The organism is Legionella sp. (assembly GCF_047605385.1).
Taxonomy (GTDB): Bacteria; Pseudomonadota; Gammaproteobacteria; order Legionellales; family Legionellaceae; genus Legionella.
In genome coordinates this window covers 1-3,781 of the sequence record NZ_JASGFU010000126.1, presented here as the reverse complement: position 1 = coordinate 3,781, position 3,781 = coordinate 1, and the positions used below count along the sequence as shown (strand labels likewise).

The window sequence follows — 3,781 nt, the reverse complement described above, 5'->3', positions numbered from 1 at the left end:
CTATATAAAAAAATCAAGAGCTTACCTGCACCGATAACTTTTTGCGACAAAACCGTTCAAAGTTGATGGCATCAAGATTGGGCTGATGCTTTTGAAAGGAAGCATTATTAACAAGAATATCAATTTTTTTAAAATATTTTATGGTTTCGGCTACCACTTTTTCGCAAAATTCAACTGTTTTTAAATCACCTGCAATAAGTAACACTTTCCTGCCTAAGGCCTCGATTTCTTGCTTGATTTTTTCTGCATCTTGTTTTTCCTCTGGCAAAAAAACTAAAGCCACATCAGCGCCTTCTCTTGCAAAGATCAACGCGACCGCTCTCCCTATTCCAGAATCGCCTCCACTTATTAAAGCCACTTTATTTTTTAACTTGCCTGCAGGTTTATATGACTCCGCTTTATAAAGAGGTTTGGGATCCATTTCCTCTTCAATTCCTGGAGGTGTAATGGGTTGAGGATGAAAGGGTGGCTTTGGTTTTTTAGTCATTGATGCTCCTTAATTTTATTTGTATTTTGAAATAATTATCTAGAGGAAATTACCTATTGAATGAGAATAATTGCTATTATTTTCATTTCTTTACCGCTTTAAGAATCAGATAATTTTCTAATTAAACTATAAACAGAGTATTAAAGATATTAGTATAATTTGGGGGGAATAAGCTGCTTTAATGGAATGAAACTGGAGATATTGGTTCAGTTTAATTTACTTAAACAAATCTGAATGGGTCCCAGTTCTTTCAAAAATAATTTCTCTACTTTCTAATTTATAAATTAATAGCCAATCAGACTCAATATGACATTCCCGGCGATTCGCATAAATTCCAGATAAGCTGTGATCACGATGTTTTTCAGGAATTATTTCTTCATTTATAAGTAATTGCATGAGATAAAAAATTCTATTGAGATCTTTGCCTCTTTTTTTAGCTAGTTTGATATCTTTTTCAAACTGGTTAGTAGTTACTGCTCGAAGCATGAATTAATTTCCCAACTTTTTAAATAAATCATCAGGAGTATCATAATAATTAAGTTCACTGCCTTCATCTGTATTTTTAAATGTTTGTTGAGTCACTTTATTGGGTAAGCGAATAGCAAATGGGATTCCATGAATCAGTTTAATTTGATGCAAATAGAGTTCAATGGCCTCTGAGACCGATAGCCCTAATTCATTTAATACAGATTCTACTTCCAATTTTAATTCGGGTTCTATTCTGGCTCTAACAGTTGCTGTTTTCATTTTTTTGCCTTCAAAAATATAGATGTTTAAAGTGTAGCACAAAATGGCTACTTAATAAGGATTTAATGCAAAAATATATTCGATAAAATTTGAGGTAGATAACGTACCTTATCTATCTCAAACAAGGTAGAATAGAGGAAAACCAAAAAAGGAAGGCTATGAATTTATTGGAAGGCCAAAAATCTAAAAATCGAAAGTTTGTGACGGATAAGCTTTTTAAGGCATTGGATGTCCATTTTGATACCAATTCTCTTTCTGCATGGTTGTCTTATTATTACTCAGTGCATGTAAAAGGCTCTCCTTTAAAAACCGAACAAGCCAAAATGAAAGATTTAGGAAAATTTATCGATTTCTTTCAAAATGAAGTAGGGCATGATCATATTGATAATTGGACACCGGCTGTATCCAAACAATTTCAAAAAGGATTATTACAAACTATTTCTGAGGCAACGGGTAAACCGTATAAGGCAACAACCGTTAATCGGACGATGGCAACTATTCGGCATGTTGGCCGATGGATTCATACTCAACGACCTTTATTGGCAGGTGACCCTTTATCTCAAGTCAAAGATGTGCAAACCGATGCACCCGATTGGAATGGATTAACTTCACGGCAATTAATGCGATTAAAATCAGCTTGTGAACAACGTATTAAATCCTGTACACGTAAAAATCAAAATCCGTTAATGGAAACGGCATTATTTTATAGTCTTTTAGGTACAGGTCTTCGTGAATCAGAAATTGTGAGTCTTAATGTGTATCAATATTATGAAAAAGGTTTTCATCAAGTCTTACGCCATAAGTCGAAACGCATTAGCCAGAAAATTCCTTTACCTATCGATACTCGCGAATATTTAAATAAATATTTAGAGGGTAGGGTGGCCGAAAAAGAAGAACCTCTTTTTATGTCACGTTATGGCACTCGACTACAAACCCAAGATGTTTATCGAATTTGCCAGCGAGTGTTAAAACAAGCTTTGGCATTTTTACCCGATGAAGAAAGATTTGAGTTCACACCTCATAAATTAAGGCATACCTTTTTAAAAAAAGTGACGGATAAACACGGCGTTCATTTTGCCCAAGAGCTGAGTGGTAATGTATCGATTAAAGAAATTTTTCGTTATGCAAAGCCTAGCCAGGACGAAATGCAGAAAACAATAGAGCAATTGTTTGAATAACTCGTAGAAAAAATTACAACGCTTTTTCCCTATGTAAATTAGAAGGTTATACTTGAATTCTTTTTTTTAAACCCCATGTAGCAGCGATAATAAGACCATATATGGCTAGCGGGGATTTCAAATTAGAAAGTCCCCTATAACATTCTATATATAAGGATATAAAACTTGTTTTTCCACAATATTTTCATTAGCCATAGTTGGCAATACACTGACGCATATATAAAGTTGATAAATCTTTTAAATAACCAGGTATCTCTTAATAGATTTAATTATAAAAACTATAGTATTCCTAAAAACGATCCAATCCATAATGCTTCATCTGATGAAGAACTTAAATTAGCAATAGAGAAAAAAGTAAGACAATGTTCCTGTTTAATTATATTAGCTGGAGTATATGCAACGTACAGTAAGTGGATTAATGCTGAGATAGAAATTGCAAAAAAACTAGGAAAAAGAATTATAGCAATAGAACCTTGGGGAGCAGAAAGAACCTCATCCCTAGTTAAGATGTCCGCAGATAAGATAGTAAAGTGGAATGGAGCTAGTATAGTAATGGCGATTAAGGAATTATAAAATGCGAAAAGCATTAGTTGTTGGAATAGATTATTATAAAAATGCAAGCAATTTAACTGGATGTGTTAATGATGCGTATTCAGTAAAAAGTGTTCTTGAAAGACATAGTGATGGGACAATAAATTTTGATGTTAAAACATTAATTTGTTCCGGAGAATCAGAAATCATTACACGATCAAATCTAAAGACACAAATTAGAGAACTATTTGCAGGAGATACTACTGACACAGCACTTTTCTATTATGCGGGGCATGGAGCAATAGATTCAACTGGTGGCTATCTTGTCACCAGTGATGCTGAGGTAGGTGATGATGGTGTTTCTATAAATGAGATTTTGTCTATCGCCAATGATTCCACCGCAAGAAATAAAATTATTGTCCTTGATAGCTGTCATTCAGGCATAGCTGGCGCATCAGTAAATGATGTAAAAATAGCAGAATTAAAAGAAGGTGTTACAATTCTATCAGCTTCAACAGATGAACAATATGCTTCTGAAGAGAATAATTCGGGAGTATTTACATCGCTATTTGTAGATGCTCTTAATGGTGGAGCAGGGAATTTAGTTGGGGAAGTAACACCAGGTAGTGTATATGCTTATATTGACCAATCTTTAGGCCCATGGGAACAACGACCTGTATTTAAAACTAATGTAAAAGGTTTTATTTGTTTAAGAAAAGTGAACCCACCTATTTCATTACCCACACTACGACTTATAGGCCTAGCGCTCCGGAACTTGCGCTGTAATGTAATGAACCATCTCACCCACTGAGTTGGCAAATTATGTTTACCAGCTTAG

Annotated in this window: 6 protein-coding genes; 3 read left to right on the top strand and 3 right to left on the bottom strand. The window is 34.3% G+C overall.

Annotated features, from left to right (window positions below):
• Positions 1 to 13 precede the first annotated feature (13 nt).
• The 3 genes from QM652_RS14345 to QM652_RS14335 form a co-directional block, all read right to left on the bottom strand.
• The gene (locus QM652_RS14345; protein ID WP_415076979.1) at positions 14 to 487 is read right to left on the bottom strand and encodes an SDR family NAD(P)-dependent oxidoreductase; all 474 of its coding nucleotides are present in this window, start codon (positions 485 to 487) and stop codon (positions 14 to 16) included.
• 216 nt (positions 488 to 703) lie between these two features.
• Positions 704 to 973, bottom strand: coding sequence for a type II toxin-antitoxin system YafQ family toxin (locus QM652_RS14340; protein ID WP_415076977.1), 270 nt, complete (start codon positions 971 to 973; stop codon positions 704 to 706).
• 3 nt (positions 974 to 976) lie between these two features.
• Positions 977 to 1,234 (bottom strand): type II toxin-antitoxin system RelB/DinJ family antitoxin, encoded by a 258-nt coding sequence (locus QM652_RS14335; RefSeq protein ID WP_415076975.1) that lies wholly within the window; start codon positions 1,232 to 1,234, stop codon positions 977 to 979.
• A 158-nt stretch (positions 1,235 to 1,392) separates the two neighbouring features.
• On the opposite strand from QM652_RS14335, the gene QM652_RS14330 reads away from it, so the two are divergent.
• From QM652_RS14330 to QM652_RS14320, 3 genes are all read left to right on the top strand, one after another.
• Entirely contained in the window at positions 1,393 to 2,412 is a 1,020-nt protein-coding gene (locus QM652_RS14330; RefSeq protein WP_415076973.1) for a tyrosine-type recombinase/integrase, read from the top strand.
• Positions 2,413 to 2,577: 165 nt separating this feature from the next.
• Positions 2,578 to 2,985 carry a TIR domain-containing protein gene (locus tag QM652_RS14325; protein WP_415076971.1) on the top strand — a complete coding sequence of 136 codons (408 nt, stop codon included), beginning with the start codon at positions 2,578 to 2,580 and terminating at the stop codon, positions 2,983 to 2,985.
• 1 nt (position 2,986) lies between these two features.
• Positions 2,987 to 3,754: a caspase family protein gene (locus tag QM652_RS14320; protein ID WP_415076969.1), complete on the top strand. Its 768-nt coding sequence runs from the start codon at positions 2,987 to 2,989 to the stop codon at positions 3,752 to 3,754.
• Positions 3,755 to 3,781 lie beyond the last annotated feature (27 nt).